The organism is Pseudomonas mandelii (genome assembly GCF_006438925.1).
Lineage (GTDB): Bacteria > Pseudomonadota > Gammaproteobacteria > Pseudomonadales > Pseudomonadaceae > Aquipseudomonas > Aquipseudomonas mandelii_C.
On the sequence record NZ_RCZA01000013.1, the window covers coordinates 179,675 to 195,078 of the forward strand.

Here is a 15,404-nt window from a genome sequence, read left to right on the forward strand (position 1 = left end):
AAATCCTCAGAAATCATAGCAAGGGTTTGCGAAAGAGTTTTTACACACTCTGGTTCGCTAGCTGCCATTGTCTACTCGTTTTTACGACTGTGGGGGGCTCTCGGGTGCCATCAGCACTGACAGTGTCACGCTGATGAACTTTCTCATTCCTGCTGATTGTGTCCAGCGCGCTGCGAACGTTGCCAGCGACCTCCGCACATCCGCGCTGCTCGACCCCAGAACGTCAGTTCCATAACTGCGGTCTCCAGGATGAGTTAGTTTTGATTGATTTTGAATAGTAGGGACGGGAGTAGGTCTGAGTTCGACATCGCGTTTCATCCGTGGGGAGCACAATGCAGTATGAAATCTACGATGATCAAAGCTCAATTCGAGTTCTTAGTAGCTTGAATGTCTGGCCGCCGCTGCTATAGGATGAAAGCAGGAGATGGCATTCCTCCTTTAACCGCCTTTGTGCTGATGATGCCTACGTGAACCCTGGACAGGGTGCGTAGGTGTGTCTCCCTGTCCTCCAATTTAGGACAGGATCGTGACTCAAAATCTCATATCAGCGCCCTCTCGAAATCTGCGGTTATCAGCAGCTCCTCGGCTCTACCAGCCCAGAGGAGACTTGCATCCATGCTGAAATCACTTCTAGTTATCGCCATCGGCGCATCCCTTGGTGCCTGGTTGCGCTGGATCTTGGGCATGAAGCTCAACGCCCTGTTCCCTACGATTCCCCCAGGTACTGTGGTCGCCAATATGGTCGGGGGCTACATCATTGGCCTCGCCATAGCGTTTCTGGCCGCATCCCCCTCCCTAAGCCCTGAGTGGCGCCTGCTGATCATCACGGGTTTTTGTGGGGGACTTACCACCTTTTCCACTTTTTCAGCCGAAACAGTCGCCCTGATTCAGGAAGGCAGACTGCTGTGGGCACTCGGCTCGATTTCATTGCACGTCGTGGGCTCGTAGGCGATGACGGCTGCCGGGCTTCTGTCCTATCAAATGATTGGCACGCGCTGAGGAGATGAAGATGAAAGGTTTTCTGGTGATTTTCTTTACCCAACAGAACCGTCGCTATCAAGGAAAGATGCTCGGCGACTGGATCGTTGATTTAGCCAAAGAAATGGGCCTGCGTGGCGCGACCCTCTCCACAGGTATCGAGGGTTTTGGTCACACCGGTAGGCTGCACTCCTCGCACTTTTTTGAACTGGCAGATCAGCCGACGGAGATTCGAATGGCTATCACCGAGGAGGAATCCGAAAGGTTATTCAAGCGATTGGAAGCTGAAGAAATCTCTGTGTTCTACATAAAAACTCCCATCGAGATGGGCACCGTCGGCAAAAAGGCCAATCCCCCGAACCCTTCCTGACCTTCTGGAGACAAGACTATGAGCTATGCGGACATCCCTGCTGGTAGTGCGATCCCCGATGACTTTTTCACCGTTATCGAAATCCCGGCAAACCACTCTCCGATCAAGTACGAAGTGGACAAACCAAGTGGGCAGATCTTTGTTGACCGCTTTCTTAGTACACCGATGTTCTATCCGGCCAACTACGGATTTATTCCGAACACGCTGAGCGACGATGGTGATCCGCTCGATGTACTGGTGGTTTGCCCTTACCCGGTATCGTCTGGTGTCGTCATTCGCAGTCGTCCTGTCGGTGTGATGTACATGACAGATGAAGCTGGAGCGGATGCCAAGGTGATCGCGGTACCTCATGAAAAACTCAGCTCGATGTACAGCAATGTGAAGGAGTGCTCAGACCTTCCTGCGCTGCTACTCGCACAGATCCAGCACTTCTTCGAAAACTACAAGGCACTGGAGCCGGGTAAGTGGGTGAAGATGGGCCGCTGGGGGAGCGCTGATGAGGCTAGAGGCGAGGTTCGCAAATCAGTGGCTGCCTGCCTCCAAAAATAGCCTTCTTCTCTGTAGCTTAAGGGGGAGACAAGTCCATCATTGCCCCTCGGAGGTAGGCGGCGAAATAGGAACGACAAGTTCTTGTCAGTCTCGGGGCTGTAGTATTTAAGCGTCATGTACGGGGCTAAGATATTGCTTCACGGCTGTCAAAGAGTCTCCTACTGCTCCGACAGCAGATTTGATCTCATTTCTTGATACTCCAAATTTTTTGGCCCAATGCTTGAGTTCAGTAATGTCGTTGATATTGATTCTAATCGAGTCGGTGTCGAACGTAGGATTCTGCCTTTGCATCGAAAACTCCATTGCAGGTTGAGAGGGCGAAACCAGGATGGTCGACTTAGCAAGTTCGCGCCCGTTTCTGTGGCAATCTTGTACGTTAGGTTGCGCGCTGTTTGCGGGGAATGAAACTGCGGCAGGCTTCAGAGCACTTACGAAAGATTGGATATTTTTTACGGCGTAACACCGCACGCAGATGTGCCAGTAGGTACGCCATGGCAAATTTGGTCACACCAAGGTGGAGCTTGCATTGGTTAGCGCGCCTTGAGTCGCTTCGCGAATCATCGAGTCGTCTGCGACTAGCAATATACGCATGTTACTCACCAAGACCAGCGCAGCGATCATGACCGGCGCGTCTGTATTGAAGCATCTGGGTCGATGGTTGCCCCCTGATGCATCAGCGACCTTGGAGCTTTGTCATGACTTACCCAACATAGAATCGAAGGTTTTCAACAGATCATCCATTGCCGCCTTGCAATCGGCTTGATTGGGTGTACTTGCACGCAGGGCGTCGAGTGCCCTATCAATTGCTTTGTCCAGCACATGCCAATCACTGGCAGCGCGGGGTTTAATTCCTGCTTCGGCAGAGTCCCATGAGGTTTCTAGATCCTTGATGCGAACTTTTGCTCCAGCGAGGTCGTTTTTTTCGGTGAGGCTGGAAGTATCAGCCGCGATGCTTCGGAACTCAGATAGGTCACCCAACTTTGAAGCAGACTGGGCTGATGCGCTGACCGGGGTGGGCTGTATTCCAGAGGCGACCTTATCGGAAGGTTTCGAGCAGCCAGCGGCAATGCTCAGCAAAAAAATAGACGACACGATAGCAACTTGACGGATCATAATTTGAAGAGTGGGCATGACGTTTCCTCAATGGTTTTTTAACCAGTTATTGATTTACGGATTTACGGATTTACGGTTACTGATACTTACTTGTGCTACGCCTACCAGAAGGATAATGACGCACAGGAAAATTGCGCTCGTCCAAGTAGCCCCCATGCCAAGGCCACCATAGGTTTTAGCTTGAGTAAGCAAGTCGCCGAGAGAGGCGCCAAAAGGACGGGTCAGGATGTAGGCCAGCCAAAAGGTCAGCACCACATTGCCGCCCAAGCGCCAAGCCACTAAAGTGGAGGCAATAAGCGCACCGAAAATAAAAACACCAAGCGTGAAACCCAAGCCCAGAGCTTCGGTGGCTAGATCACCGGCAGCTGTTCCAAGTGCAAAGGTGCAAAGTACGGTCGTCCAGTAAAAAAGCTCCCTTCTAGGTGTGACAATTTCACGGATCGACAGGTTTCGCTCAACCTTGTACCAGACTAGGAAGTTGACAGTCAGAAGCACAGAAAAGAGCGCGGTGCTGGTGTACAGGCTGATATCTAGCATGTCGGTCATGACGTCGGTGATCTGTGTCCCGACGATGCTTACGAGTACCACTGTTAACCAGTAGACCTTGGGGGAATATGCCTTGGTACGGAGTTGGAAATACAACGCAAGCGTCAGCAATGCTGCCATGCCGATGGAAGTCCAGGCGGCTCCTAAACCAGCGTTTACGGCCAGGAAGTCCGCCCCTGTTTCACCCACTGTAGTGGACAGTATTTTTATGACCCAGAATGACAATGTCACTTCAGGTACTTTGTTGAGCCATCCGGCTTTGTCGAGATTCATGTGATGACAGCCTCTTTTGATATGCGCTGAGCTTATGTAAAGGCGAAGTTAGATAGCGGAATTTTTCTGAGATTGAGCGAATACAGCTCTGTCGCCGCGCTTTAAAGTTTTATACCCTGTGTAATCTGATTGTACATCCTGACTCTTCTGTGGCTGCTGGTGTAGCCGCCTAGTGAGGAAATCGTCCCACTCTGAATGTGGTCTAGATAGCGAAACATTTTTCGAGGTGATATGAATCTAATTTTATAATTTAATTCTGCCATCCTATCCTGAAGCTCATAGCCTGGATTGCGTTCGTCCATTTGAAAATGTAAGCCGTGCCTTTTGATCAACCTTACATTCCATAGGGTGCAAAAGCTCTTTAAGTGTTTCTCTCTATATGGCTTCGGCTCCCTTGATTTTATTCCAAGCGCTTTAAGACTACGCCTGGTGTAATGTTTAAAAAACCGCGATGAAATTCTCCAGATCGAGCGAAAAAAACCTCTATTCAACTGCTCCAGGCATCCAACGGCTGCTACCTCTTGTTGTTCGGCGCATTGCGCGAGCATCATGTTAAAAACTTCAAGGTCATAAATGAAAGTGTCGGTATGCAAAAGAAATAGATATTCCGTTTCAATGAAACCTAAAGCGAGATCTAGAGCTCGGCCATGCGCAATGTTCCCAGCCTCAGGATGCTCGGGCTTTCGCTCAATCAGATTGATCCAATTTAAAGTTCGAAGATACTCTGTGCTTGAATCTCTGGAGTCGTTGTCCACCACATAAACAGAAATACCTTTTTCTTGTGCGACATCTTGCAGGAGTTGGAGGCACTTCTTGGTCAGTTCAAGCGACTTGTAATTAACCAAAGCGAGGCTGTAGTTTGCCTTTTCTGGGTGGTAATCGTTCATAACACACTAATTCTCGAAGTTGATAGCCTTTGTTATAGGAGGGTTGGTTTTTCTGCGCTGACTTATAGGGGGTAACAACCAGCGATGCCGCCCAGCTACTCCCCCCCCTCGAAAAATCATTCCCGTCTATTCCTGAAGTGTTTACATTGGATGCGAGCAATTAAACTGCCATAAAAGACAAGGCTTCTTGTTGCAGAACTTTTTTCGAGCGACGAACTCAACGCCTGCCTGTTTTGCTTTAGGGTATTTATTCTTTATTTATTTTGTGCCTAGGGACTTATAATTCAGTTCCCTTGCAGATGAATTTTTTGACAGGTTTGTCGCTATGGAGCGACGATGCCATGAGATGTGGTTGTTCCTCCCAATAATCGTGGCTCCTAATTGGTAGGCTAAAAATTCAGGACGTAATTCTGAAACGAAGGCAGGTCAGAGACCGCTAACGTGCATAGCGGGCGATCCAAATACAGGGGCATCAGTTGAGCCAAGAGGTAGGCATGCAATCGAACGGGTTGCCCGCCGAGTTACGAAAGCTTTAGATATGGATCCGAGGTCTCAAGCGTTTTGTGCTTTACCTATCAAGTCCACCCGGCATCCGGGCCGGGCATCGTGCACCTGTAGGGACATGTCATGTAAACGTGCCACAGCTGAAACCATACTTAAGCCCAGGCCATTGCCTGGCGTATGACGGCTGGACTCTGAGCGATAAAGTCTACGGAAAACCGCTTCCCGTTCCTCCTCCGGTATTCCGGGCCCATGGTCACGGATACTGATTCCGCAGTTGTTAGCATCTGCCGAGACTATTACTTCAACTTCACTTCCATCCGGTGAAAACTTGATGGCGTTATCGATGAGGTTGCAAACCGCATCAAACAGTAACTGCGAATCGCCCATTACTGTATCGACTCCCTCGCATGGCTTGAACACTAGACTCATACCACGCTCATCAGCGAGAGGTTCAAAGAGCTCAACTGCATCTGCGCAGATTTTATTGAAACCAACAAGGGTAAAATTGCTGCGTCTAGCACTGCCTTCTATTTCTGAAATGCGCAGCAGTGCCCGGAAGGTTTGCATTAGGCCCTTAGCATCCTCAATAGCTGTGTCGATGGCGCTGGCGTACTCTTTTTGCGTCAAGCTACGCCGCTGTGCACGTTCCAATCCAGCGATCAAGCGAGTCAGCGGTGTTCGCAGGTCATGAGCAATATCATCGCATACACCTTTGACTTCACTCATCAGCCGTTCAAGTGCATCCAGCATGCCGTTTACCACGCCGGCAATACGATCAATATCGTCGTTATTTCCCCGTGTAGGTAAACGCCCACTGAGATCGCCCTCCACAATTATTTTTATGGAGCGGCTAAGTACGTCTAAACGGCGGCGAGCAGATACGCCTAATGCAATCGCTCCTAGTAGCCCAACTACTATAAGTAGTGAGCCGCCTGAAACCAGAGCATTGACCAAAAGTTCGTCAAACTCACGAATATCGTGAATATCCTGGCCGATCAGAAGAGTGCTTCCATCATCCAGTTTGTGAACAAGGTAGCGGATAGGCCGATCATGCCCGTTAGCTTTATCCCAGAAAAATTCCGCAGGCTTATCGTATGCACTGAACGTAGGCAGGGTTGATAGCGCCCCCGTAATGGTTGTACCTGCAGAGTCGAATAGCGTATATGGGAGCCGCCCTTCGGGGTCTTGTTCCGTATGTTTAAGTATTTCTGTACGTCGTAGCGCAGGCTCTTGGGCGTTTTGGCGGTCTACCTCTCGATGCAGCGCAGTATCCACCTCTGAGATAAGATATCCGGTAGTCTGCCAATAAATATAACCAAATAACGCAAAGAACGAGCACCCAAATAGTGCCAGGAACATGAGAGCTGTTCGAAAGCTGATGGTACGTGGAATCTCACTCAGGCGAACGTAGGACATAACCAGCCCCCCGAATGGTTTGGAGCATTGGAGAATCGCCCTCGCCATCAATCTTATGACGCAGACGCCCAATATGAACATCTATCACATTGGTGCGGTCGTCATAACTATAATTCCAGACAGCTTCGAAGAGCATGGTTCGCGTGACGACTTGCCCGGCATGTTGAGCGAGATACTCCAGTAACGCATATTCACGAGGTAATAAGTCGATCTGTCTTTCGCCTCGGCGCACTGAGCGTCGTAGTAGGTCAATTTCCAGATTCCCAATGCGTAATCGACTGTCTCGATTTGCTGCGGAAGGAGGTGCCCTTCGGCGATTCAGAGCATCTAGTCGAGCAGTCAGCTCAATGAACTCGAACGGCTTGGTCAAATAGTCATCGCCTCCTGCACGAAGGCCTCGAACCCGCTCATCTAAAGCGCTTAGCGCACTGAGAATCAGAACCGGTGTGGTGATGCCGGAGGCGCGCAATGCGGTAAGCATACCTAGGCCGTCAAGCGCTCCAGGTAGCATGCGATCAAGAACAATGATGTCGAAGGTATCGCTGATGGCCGCTACCAAGCCTTCACGACCATTGTTTACCAGGGTCACGTCAAAGCCATGGTCGTTAAGGGCTGCCTCAATCTCCCGTGAGGTGACGGGATCATCCTCGATAACCAGTACGTGGGTCATAGGCGTCGCGCTGAGCTCCGGGCTGAAATTCATAGGTCGATGTAAATCAAGCGACCCCTTTGATGGCATAGTGTGCCAAGCCAGTCTATACACTGAGCTTCCGAGAAAATGAAAAAAAGTTTATTTAAGTCTTTGCGAGGTTTGTGTGCGTATTCTAGTCATTGAGGATGATGCCCGTACCGCTTCATACCTAGTGCGAGGACTCGGAGAAAGCGGACATGTGGTCGATGCCAGCGAAGATGGTCGTGACGGTCTCGCTATGGCGCTCGAGGGTATCTATGACGCTTTGATCGTTGATCGATGCCTACCCGGTATGGACGGTTTGTCGTTGGTTCGAGAGTTACGCAGGGAGGGGATGCAGACGCCAGTATTGATGCTCAGCGCCTTAGCCTCGACCCAGCAGCGTGTTGAGGGGCTTAAAGCGGGTTGCGACGACTACTTGGCGAAGCCCTATGCCTTTGTTGAAGTATTAGCTCGACTGGAAGGGTTATTGCGTCCTAGAGATCAGCAACCTGGTAAGGCGAGTACCTTGTGTATTGGCGAACTATGCCTTGACTCTGCAGCTCGGCAGGTAACATGGATGGGGCGCACGATATCGCTTGCTCACCGCGAAACCTTGATTCTAGAAAAACTCATGAGACATTGTGGTGAGGTTGTTACTCGCTTGATGCTACTTGAGAGTGCCTGGGACTATGAATTCGATCCAAACGACAACGTTATCGATAAACATATTTATCGCTTACGTCGAAAGTTAGATGATGGATTTGGAATTGCGCTAATTGCTACCATTCCTGGCGCAGGCTATCGCCTCAACGTGGTGACGAACTTGTCTGAAACTCCCGCTCGGTAATAACCAGAGCTGAAGCAGCAGGTTGGTGAAATGTTGGCGTATCATTAGAGCAGCTTTTTTGCTGCCGACCTATTACTCGGGTTGTCGGTGTACCCCGCAACCCGAGCAGGTCATTTTGACTGTTTTTTAAAGGATGAGTCCTACTGCCACACGGCGAGTAAGCGACTCTGGTTATGCGTCCTTGCGGCAGCTTTCCCGACTGCAATTCATGGCACTTAAAGCGCATGATTAAGTAGTCGGCTGCTAATGAACTTGATGAGTAAAACGTCCTGTCAATTCGAACGTGCGACATCGTTGGACGCCGCTGGGTGATTGCTGGCAACGGCGGTTGCGTGTTCAGACTGTTGGTACGTTACCATCGCAGACTCTCTTGCGGCCTCCATCTTTGCGGCTACTGTATCGCCGCCGCCTTCTGCCATCGCAGCTACAGAAGCACTCATCAAGGTTACGATCAAAAGAGCTTTCAGGGTTTTCATGGCAAATCTCCAGTGTTTAGGTTTAGCCATCACAATGCTTGCTGGCTTGGGCTAATACTGAAGCTGGGGGCATTTCACGCTCATCCCCGCAAAATGAATTTTTTGACAGGCAGATATCCTAGGTGTGTTCTGGGTAACCCTCATATCCTGGGCATCATTTCTTCCGACCACTATCTGCAGTCCAAGCGAATGAGATAGTAATGTAGAAGGGCCCCTGCCTTTCCAGGTCTCTCTGCAGCTCCGACGAGTACAGGATGAAAATATGAGTAGCGATAGTCCTAACACAAACGTTGAGCGTCTTCGTATTCCACGCACGATCTGGGCGTTGGGCTTTGTTAGCTTGTTCATGGATCTATCGTCTGAGCTGGTACACAGTTTGCTGCCTGTGTTTTTAGTCACTACGTTGGGCGCGAGTGCATTGACTGTAGGGGTGATAGAGGGGATTGCCGAGTCGACCGCCATGTTCGTCAAAATATTCTCTGGCGCCATCAGCGACTTTATAGGGCGACGCAAAGGACTAATGCTACTTGGATATGGTTTGGCCGCCCTGACCAAGCCGCTTTTCCCTTTGGCTCACTCGGTTGAGGTGGTCTTCACTGCTCGCTTTCTGGATCGTATCGGTAAAGGGATTCGTGGCGCACCGCGAGATGCACTGGTCGCAGATGTTTCGCCACCAGAGATCCGGGGCGCCTGCTTTGGGTTAAGACAATCGATGGATACCGTAGGAGCCGTTCTTGGCCCCGCTCTGGCCATATTGCTGATGTTGTGGCTCGCAGATATACAGCTTGTACTGTGGGTTGCAGTGATTCCTGCAGCGATAGCGGTGACTCTAATTGTCACGGGAGTAAAAGAGCCCGTACACGCCCCCAGCGAACACAAATTTCGCTCTCCGATTCACTGGAGAGCCTTGCTCGACTTCTCGTCTGGGTATTGGTGGGTTGTTGTCATTGGCGGGGTATTTACACTAGCCCGGTTCAGTGAAGCGTTTCTGGTATTACGGGCCCAGCAGTTAGGCTTTTCGGCCACCTGGATTCCTCTGGTGATGGTGGTAATGGCACTTTTCTATACCTTGTCTGCTTACCCTGCCGGTTGGCTATCTGATCGTATCAGCCGGACGAAACTGCTCGTTGTGGGGATGGGGTTACTCATCCTAGCGGATCTGGTGCTTGCTCAGTCCAGCTCTGCCATCACGATGATGCTGGGCGTTGCATTGTGGGGGCTTCATATGGGATTCAGCCAAGGCATTCTTGCCTCGCTTGTAGCCGATAAAGCGCCTGGAAAACTTAAGGGCACCGCCTTCGGTATTTTCAATTTGGTCAGTGGTGTATGCATGCTGATCGCCAGTGTTCTTGCGGGCTGGCTATGGCAAAGCATTGGATCAGACAGCACGTTCCTCATGGGGGCATTTCTTGCCGCAACAGCTCTGCTCTTGCTGTTACTTAAGAAACAATAATTCCAGGCAAATAGCGGAAGAATTTCGATCTGATCGAGCAACTCACCGGTTGAACAGAGCGTGTCAGTAGTAGCTAGACCCAGCATGGCGAGCTAGCAGGACTTTGCCATCCCAATCCACATCTGCCGTTCCTGGGGTTCGAGGTTGGAGCTGCCCATCGTCAAAAGCGGCAGCTAGTATGCTCCGTGGCGCATTCACACCAGGCTGGGTCGATGTCAACGTGACGAGGGATAGGGGATGATAAAGGCGCTCCTCGACAACCGAGCCCATCCACAGCGGTGAAGTACGCCCGTTCGTGAGCTCGAAATCGACGACCCACACTCGAAGAACGAGGCGCGAACGGGTCAGCGCACCATCACTATTCGGTCGAACGAGCGTCAGCCTGGGGAGGCGACCGTTGGCGAAAAGTGGAATAACCGGCAGAACTGCCGGGTCGGTCTGGACGGAAAGCCAATTCAGGGCATTCAACGGTGTCCAGTCCGCTGAGTCGCGCCACCCGTTATTCTGCAGGATATCTTGCAAGTCTTTCAGACCACCGGCCCACTGGAACGTCAGTGGCTCATTCGTCTCGCCAGTCAGATCAATACGCCGCGCCGGCAGTTGCCGCCAATCCGACGCCCACCAATCGGTGGCGGCCATGGACGGAGTTCTTACGTTGACGGCATAGCGGTCGCTGTCGGTCGCATGGCTACGATAGATATTGAATCCTCCGGCGAGAATCAGTGCTGAACATCCGGCGGCGAGCAGGCCCTTTGGCCCAATGTGTCCGACTTGGCGCCCCAGGTAGGACAGTCCGAGCAGTGCCAGCCACGCCGACCCGAATGCCAGTCCTCCGAGCACGTCGGAAAACCAATGAGCACCGAGGTAGAGGCGCGAGAACGCAATCAAAAATATCAAGGTGGCTGCACCGAGAGCGACCGCAAGGCGCCATGCCGGATGGATCTCACGCGCGATGAGAACAGTGAGGAAACCGTAGAGCACGACGTTGACCGTGCTATGCCCGCTAGGGAAGGAAAATGCGCTCCATCCGGAGTATAGAAGTTCACCGGGGCGAGCTCGATGCAACGCCACTTTGATGACGGTGTTGAGCGCTGAAGCACCGGCAATCGCAATCAGCCAATAGGCAGCGGTACGCCAGGCGCGTTTCCACATGAGCCACAGCAAGACAACCATCGTGACCGCCACCACGACGGTGGTGTCGCCAAGTTCTGTGATGGCGATCATCACCGCATCGCTTGGCGCTGTACGAAGATCCTGAAGCGCGTGGTATATCGCGCTGTCTGCGAGCAGCAATGGGTCACCGGTGACGACATCTTCAAGGATGCCAAAGAAGAGCCAGGCTGCACCGATGAGAAGCACCGCCGACAATGCGAGAGTCCGTGCTTCGGGCCGCGAAGGATCGAGTAAATGGGAGAGTCTGCGGCTCAACCAGGTGTCGTGGGTGCCGGCCCAGTACCGCAGCCGCCCCAGTGCGTCGATGAAGTAAGGGACGCCACGTCGCAACGTCCAACGCACGATATGCAGGAGCGCCCAGCCCGCCACAAGTAGAACGACCAGCAGAATCGCAAGCGGTTTTGCAGCCGCTCCGAGAATGCTGAACGTCGCGCCTACGAGAACACCGGACAGGATATGCGACGAAGCCCAAGCGAGCGCCGAGACCACATTGACGGCATAGAACCGGCTGACCGCCATGCCCAGCATGCCAGCGAGGAGTGGGATGAAGGCGCGGACACCCGGTACGAAGCGCGCGAGAAATACACTCTTGGCACCGTGACGCTCGAAAAAGGCCTCGCTGCTCTGAATCAGTTCAGGGTGACGATTCAAAGGCCAGAAACCAAGAATTTCGCGGTGGTATCGATGCCCGAGCCAGAACGAAAGACCATCACCCGCTATGGCACCTAATATGGCGGCGACCAGCAGCGGCCAGAGCAATAACACGCCACTCGGCACCAAGGCACTGAGCGCGAGGATCACGGCAGTGCCTGGAACGACGGCCCCGATGATCGGGATTGACTCGGAAAGTGCCAGAAGAAACACCGCCATATAGGCTACATGCGGATGTGCTGTCAGGAACTCGATGATCGATGAGACCAGTGACGTCATCATTCGCGGGCAACCTATGCGATGTCGGTTATGAGGCGATCAACATGTGTTTCTTTCCGGTAGATCGCACAATCGTTATGAAGTAGGTGCCACGTTAGTGGGGAACTCTTCTACGTGCTTTTCAAAGCGTCCAAAATGCAACGCCAAGGTCGGTAAGACCAACAGATTGAGTGCGGTCGAAGTCACCAACCCACCCAGGATAACGATAGCCATAGGCCCTTCGATTTCATTGCCTGCTGCACCACTGGCGAGCGCCAGCGGTAGCAATCCCAACGCGGTCACCACCGCTGTCATCAGGATCGGTACCAGTCGTTCAGCAGCACCTCTTCGAGCGGCTTCCGGGCCCCATGTCATACCTTCTTCATTCACGAGGTGTGAGTAATGGGAGATGAGCATGATGGAGTTGCGCAGCGTGATCCCAAACAGAGTGACAAAACCGACAAGCGATCCCAGTGAAAGATTTCCACCGTAGATCAGCACTGTCAGGACACCACCTACCAGGGCGAAAGGTAGATTCACGAGCACTAAAATCAATGCCCGCACGCTTTTGAGCGCGAGGAATAGCAGGAGGATGATTCCGATGATGGCAATCGCTGTGTAAACCAGTAAGTCCTGTTGCGATTGCACACGTGCTTGCTCCTCTCCGGCAAACAAGACGAAGGTGCCCTTGGGGAGCGTGACCTCGTTGTTGATTCGCTGTTGAGCCTCTTGAACGAAGTCACTCACCGCCCGACCATGTACGGCGGTCGAGACTGTTTGCAGGCGTTGGCCACCGCTGTGCATGATTTGGTAACGGCTGGTGGTTTGAGTGATCATGGCCAGTTGATCGAGAGGCACCGTTGTTCCTGTTCTATTACGCAGTAGCAATGATCCGACAGTCGCGATGCTGTGGTGGGCCGAGGGAGCCAATGAGACGGTGACGTCATAAGTCTGGTTGCCCTGATAGATTTGGCTGGCGGTCACACCGTCGTAGGCAGTCTGGATCGCTTCCATCACATCAATCGGCTCAAACCCCCAGTGCGTCAATTGTTCAGTCCGAAGCCTGATGGTCAATTGCGGCACATGCTGGGCTGACTCGACTCTCAGGCCGATGGTGCCTGGGATTTGAGCTATCACCTGGGCGATTTCCTGGGCTTTGCTGTCCAGCACATCCAGGTCAGGGCCAAAGACATTGATAACGACCGGCGCGGTGACGCCGGAGATGCTTTCGTCCACCCGTTCAGTCAGGAACGTGTTCACCGACGTTGTCAGTCCCGGGAAGCTGGCCAGCACTTGTTGAATACGCGCGACGGCCTGGGATTCCTCGGTGGCGGACAAGCTATTCAAATCCACTTCGAACTCACTGACGTGCACGCCGGTGGGGTCGACCACTTCACTGGCTCGCCCTGCGCGTTGCGCTACCAATCGCACGCCGGGGACTGTACTCAGTGCCTGCGCTACACGGTCGCCCACACGCATGGATTCGGTCAAAGAGGAGCCTGGGGCCAACGCCATATGGATCAGGTAATGCCCCTCCTTCAATTCCGGTATGAAGTTGCCGCCAAAAAACGGCAGTGCGCTGGCCGCCACGGTGCAGAGAATGACGATCATCCAGACGATTGAGCGAGAGTGCGACTCGATGCTCGCGAGTATTTTCAGATAACGCGCCTTCAGTCGCTGCACCAACTTTGGCTCTTGCGATTGAAGTGGCTTGGCGGTCAACAACATAAACGCCAGCGCTGGCGTGACCGTCAGGGCCACCACAAGGGAGGCCAAAATCGCCAGGATGTAGGCAAGCCCCAAGGGCGCGAACAGTTTTCCGGCGATCCCCGACAGTGCCAGTACGGGTAGGAAAATCAGTGCAACAACCAACGTCGCATACACCACGGCACTACGGACTTCGAATGAGGCGCGCAATACCACCAAGGCGGGTGATAAGGGATGCTCCAGCGTTTGGTTTTGGCGCAGTCGACGGAAGATGTTCTCAACGTCTACTACTGCATCGTCCACGACCTCTCCCAAGGCAATGGCCAGACCGCCCAAAGTCATAGTGTTGAGGCTCACACCGAAGTGATGGAGCACGATCACCGCCGTCAACAAAGACAGCGGAATCGCGGTAGCTGAGATGATTGCAGTGCGGATATTGAGCAAGAACAGAAACAGCACCAAGACAACTAACAACCCGCCCAATAGCAGTGCCGTCTGCAAGTGACCCATCGCGGTTTCAATAAACCTGGCTGGGCGGAAGATGTCCGGATGCAGGCTCACCTGTTCTGCTTCGAGCGCCGGTTTCAAGCTGTCCAGGGTGCTTTCAACCTGAGTGGAAACGCTCATCATGTCAGCGCCATATTGGCTTTCCACCATCAGCGATACCGCTGGCTTACCCTCGATGGCCGCCGCACCCACGGCGGGAGCAGGCCCATAGGCCACCGTTGCAATATCGCCCAAGCGTACAGCGATACCATTTTGGTAGTTGAGCACCGTTTGAGCCAACTGCTCTGGTGTAACGGTTTGACCCTCGGTGTTCAAGACGATGCGCTGGTTAGCGGTTTCCAGAAACCCCGCACCTCTAACCCCCGTGGCGCGCTGGGCAGCGCTCAACACGTCCTGCAGAGAAAAACCGTATTGCACCAGCTTTTTGGGATCTGCCTGAATCTGAAACTGCTTTAGATCGCCACCGAATACGATTACGTCCGCCACGCCGGGCACGCGCAACAATTGTGGTTTGATCGTCCACTCCGCCAGTGTGCGCATCTCCATCAGCGAGCGGGTATCGGAGGTAATACCTGCGACAAGGGTGACGCTGGTCGAAGACGTCAGTGGTAATAGCGCTGGTGTTTTGACTCCCTGCGGGAGAGTGCCGGTGAGCGTACTGAGTCGTTCCGCAGCCAGTTGTCTGGCTCGATAGATTTCAGCCCCATCCTTGAAGGTCAGCGTCACCATGGATAGCCCCGGTAACGACTTGGAGCGCATGCTTGCAAGCCCCAGCGTGCCGCCCATTGCATTTTCGACTGGCTGGGTGACCAGCGTTTCAACCTGTTCGGACGATAACCCGGGGGCTTCGGTTTGAATCACCGCGAGCGGTGGAGCGAACTCGGGGAAGACATCTTGCCGGGCCTGGGTCAGGGTGTAGATGCCATAACCTGCCAGCAGACATGCGAGGGCGATAACAACCCCTCGGAAACGGACAGCGAAGCGGATAATTGAATTCAACATGAGGTATTCGCTGCCGTCTGG

General features: G+C 52.8%; 14 protein-coding genes and 1 riboswitch. Of the genes, 5 read left to right on the top strand and 9 right to left on the bottom strand.

The annotated features are described in order from the left end of the window. Nucleotides 1-411: 411 nt before the first annotated feature. A riboswitch (Fluoride riboswitch) is annotated at nt 412-473 on the top strand. A gap of 142 nt (nt 474-615) precedes the next feature. The 3 genes from crcB to ppa all read left to right on the top strand — a co-directional run bounded on the left by crcB (nt 616) and on the right by ppa (nt 1,897). Beyond that, nucleotides 616-948 (top strand): fluoride efflux transporter CrcB, encoded by a 333-nt coding sequence (crcB, locus tag EAH74_RS26765; protein WP_140682349.1) that lies wholly within the window; start codon nt 616-618, stop codon nt 946-948. Between the two features lie 61 nt (nt 949-1,009). After that, nucleotides 1,010-1,348, top strand: a complete 339-nt coding sequence (locus EAH74_RS26770) for a DUF190 domain-containing protein (RefSeq protein WP_140682351.1) — start codon at nt 1,010-1,012, stop codon at nt 1,346-1,348. Between the two features lie 18 nt (nt 1,349-1,366). Continuing rightward, nucleotides 1,367-1,897 carry an inorganic diphosphatase gene (gene ppa, locus EAH74_RS26775; protein ID WP_140682353.1) on the top strand — a complete coding sequence of 177 codons (531 nt, stop codon included), beginning with the start codon at nt 1,367-1,369 and terminating at the stop codon, nt 1,895-1,897. 105 nt (nt 1,898-2,002) lie between these two features. Here ppa and EAH74_RS33980 read toward each other — a convergent pair whose 3' ends face one another. The 6 genes from EAH74_RS33980 to EAH74_RS26805 form a co-directional block, all read right to left on the bottom strand. Then, the gene (locus EAH74_RS33980) at nt 2,003-2,200 is read right to left on the bottom strand and encodes a DUF3606 domain-containing protein (RefSeq protein ID WP_430539801.1); all 198 of its coding nucleotides are present in this window, start codon (nt 2,198-2,200) and stop codon (nt 2,003-2,005) included. Between the two features lie 390 nt (nt 2,201-2,590). Beyond that, a complete protein-coding gene (locus tag EAH74_RS26785; RefSeq protein ID WP_140682357.1) occupies nt 2,591-3,028 on the bottom strand; it encodes a hypothetical protein in 438 nt (145 codons plus the stop codon). A 36-nt stretch (nt 3,029-3,064) separates the two neighbouring features. Beyond that, a complete protein-coding gene (locus EAH74_RS26790; RefSeq protein WP_140682359.1) occupies nt 3,065-3,829 on the bottom strand; it encodes a COG4705 family protein in 765 nt (254 codons plus the stop codon). 101 nt (nt 3,830-3,930) lie between these two features. Beyond that, nucleotides 3,931-4,716 carry a glycosyltransferase gene (locus EAH74_RS26795; RefSeq protein ID WP_140682361.1) on the bottom strand — a complete coding sequence of 262 codons (786 nt, stop codon included), beginning with the start codon at nt 4,714-4,716 and terminating at the stop codon, nt 3,931-3,933. A 552-nt stretch (nt 4,717-5,268) separates the two neighbouring features. Next, nucleotides 5,269-6,636 carry a sensor histidine kinase gene (locus EAH74_RS26800; RefSeq protein WP_240050565.1) on the bottom strand — a complete coding sequence of 456 codons (1,368 nt, stop codon included), beginning with the start codon at nt 6,634-6,636 and terminating at the stop codon, nt 5,269-5,271. Next, a complete protein-coding gene (locus EAH74_RS26805; RefSeq protein WP_031319143.1) occupies nt 6,614-7,306 on the bottom strand; it encodes a response regulator transcription factor in 693 nt (230 codons plus the stop codon). Before EAH74_RS26805 ends, EAH74_RS26800 begins: the two co-directional genes overlap by 23 nt. A 145-nt stretch (nt 7,307-7,451) precedes the next feature. Between EAH74_RS26805 and EAH74_RS26810 the strand changes: the two genes are divergently transcribed. Beyond that, on the top strand, nt 7,452-8,156 hold the full coding sequence (locus EAH74_RS26810; protein WP_140682363.1) for a response regulator transcription factor: 705 nt from the start codon (nt 7,452-7,454) through the stop codon (nt 8,154-8,156). 272 nt (nt 8,157-8,428) lie between these two features. On the opposite strand, the gene EAH74_RS26815 is transcribed toward EAH74_RS26810, so the two are convergent. Then, nucleotides 8,429-8,632, bottom strand: a complete 204-nt coding sequence (locus EAH74_RS26815) for a co-regulatory protein PtrA N-terminal domain-containing protein (RefSeq protein WP_140682365.1) — start codon at nt 8,630-8,632, stop codon at nt 8,429-8,431. A 262-nt stretch (nt 8,633-8,894) separates the two neighbouring features. Between EAH74_RS26815 and EAH74_RS26820 the strand changes: the two genes are divergently transcribed. Beyond that, nucleotides 8,895-10,085, top strand: coding sequence for an MFS transporter (locus tag EAH74_RS26820; protein ID WP_140682367.1), 1,191 nt, complete (start codon nt 8,895-8,897; stop codon nt 10,083-10,085). Between the two features lie 63 nt (nt 10,086-10,148). On the opposite strand, the gene EAH74_RS26825 is transcribed toward EAH74_RS26820, so the two are convergent. Further along, complete coding sequence (locus tag EAH74_RS26825; protein ID WP_240050566.1) at nt 10,149-12,191, bottom strand: bifunctional DedA family/phosphatase PAP2 family protein; 2,043 nt, start codon at nt 12,189-12,191, stop codon at nt 10,149-10,151. 72 nt (nt 12,192-12,263) lie between these two features. Continuing rightward, nucleotides 12,264-15,383 (bottom strand): efflux RND transporter permease subunit, encoded by a 3,120-nt coding sequence (locus tag EAH74_RS26830; protein ID WP_140682369.1) that lies wholly within the window; start codon nt 15,381-15,383, stop codon nt 12,264-12,266. Nucleotides 15,384-15,404: the final 21 nt, after the last annotated feature.